Raw genomic sequence first — 1239 nt, 5'->3', positions numbered from 1 at the left:
GCCCTTCATCTATATCATAGCCTATAAAATACAGGATATCCAGTCGCATACTGCAATGCTCTATTAACTTGCGGTCACTGATGATATTCTCTAAATAACCCACTAAACAGAACTTAAAAAACACGATGGGATCAATACTCTTCTGACCGCTGCTACCGTAGAAAACACGGGTGAGTTCGTAGAGAAAATCGAGATTTAAGGCTTCTTTTAAACGCCGATAGAAATTGTGTTGTGGAACCCGGTCACTCAATCGGAAACTGTTGAACAACTGCTCTTGATATACTTTTTTGCCTTGCATACCGTGAATTTACAACACAACTGTAAAATAATTATAACTCAGATGTTAGCTTTTTGCTAACTTGTGCAACAGGCACACCGGCTATAGTTCATTGCTTCTGACTTTCCTTTCGGAAAGTCCTCGCTAAAATTGCTATCTTCGGTTTACGGCGGAAAATCCTCGCGGATTTTCACGCAACGAAACCATAGCCAAACCGTTAACTACAATTAAATGATCGATTTCAATAATATAAAAGAACACGAGATAGAAAGACCAAATGTTTGGACCTGTCTTGGCTCGCCAGAAGATTTCGATTCATTATCTGATGAGTTTAGGGATCAAATTAAATTTTTAGATAAGGAAGCATCAGATTTCCTCTACAAATATTTTGACGCGTCAAAATTTCACACTGGTCCGATGTGGGAGCCATTTAAAAAAAAGAACTTTAAATACGTTGAAAAAATATCTGTAGATGAAGACGAACAGAAAATAAAAAAATGGCTTTTCAACAGAGGAATTGCATTTTCAAAGTGGGTTTACGTTCTGCCTAATTATGGAAATGAACCATTAATGATGACCTGGAAAATGGTCATAAAGAATTGTGAATTACTTTTCTTTGCAGATGACGTAGTGATATTTGATGAATCGAATCAATGGTGTTTGTCCTACTGGCATGAAGATGAGATGTTTTTCGGAAAAATTAATGTGACTAATCCTGAAATTGGATATAGTAAAGTTGAAGAAATGAATGAAATGGAAAAGAAATATCCTGGCTATAAACACCCGTTAAAATAAAAAGTAGTTAACACTATGTAAAATGCATTAAAACGCATTTTACATTGACCGTCAGACTGTCTCAAAACCTAAGAATTTCGTATTTTTAAGATATGGAATACCAACAAGGACAAGACCGGGAACAGCTTAGTCTTTACGCAACCTGTTTGGATGATATGATTCCCCAG

2 protein-coding genes are annotated in these 1239 nt (G+C 36.2%); one reads left to right on the top strand and one right to left on the bottom strand.

What is annotated here, in order from left to right:
- On the bottom strand, positions 1–298 hold a 298-nt coding region (locus L1967_RS22205; protein WP_249603675.1), incomplete at its 3' end, for a transposase.
- Between the two features lie 210 nt (positions 299–508).
- Between L1967_RS22205 and L1967_RS22200 the strand changes: the two genes are divergently transcribed.
- The gene (locus L1967_RS22200; protein WP_249603674.1) at positions 509–1072 is read left to right on the top strand and encodes a hypothetical protein; all 564 of its coding nucleotides are present in this window, start codon (positions 509–511) and stop codon (positions 1070–1072) included.
- Positions 1073–1239: the final 167 nt, after the last annotated feature.

Origin of the sequence: Zunongwangia pacifica, assembly GCF_023499215.1 — a bacterium.
GTDB classification, from domain to species: domain Bacteria; phylum Bacteroidota; class Bacteroidia; order Flavobacteriales; family Flavobacteriaceae; genus Zunongwangia; species Zunongwangia pacifica.
The sequence above is the reverse complement of the archived record's forward strand: the minus strand, read 5'-3'. Positions and strand labels throughout refer to the sequence as shown.

Excerpts from the sequence above, each read along its gene's own strand:
- L1967_RS22200 (WP_249603674.1), top strand. The coding sequence starts at position 509 with ATGATCGATTTCAATAATATAAAAGAACACGAGATAGAAAGACCAAAT.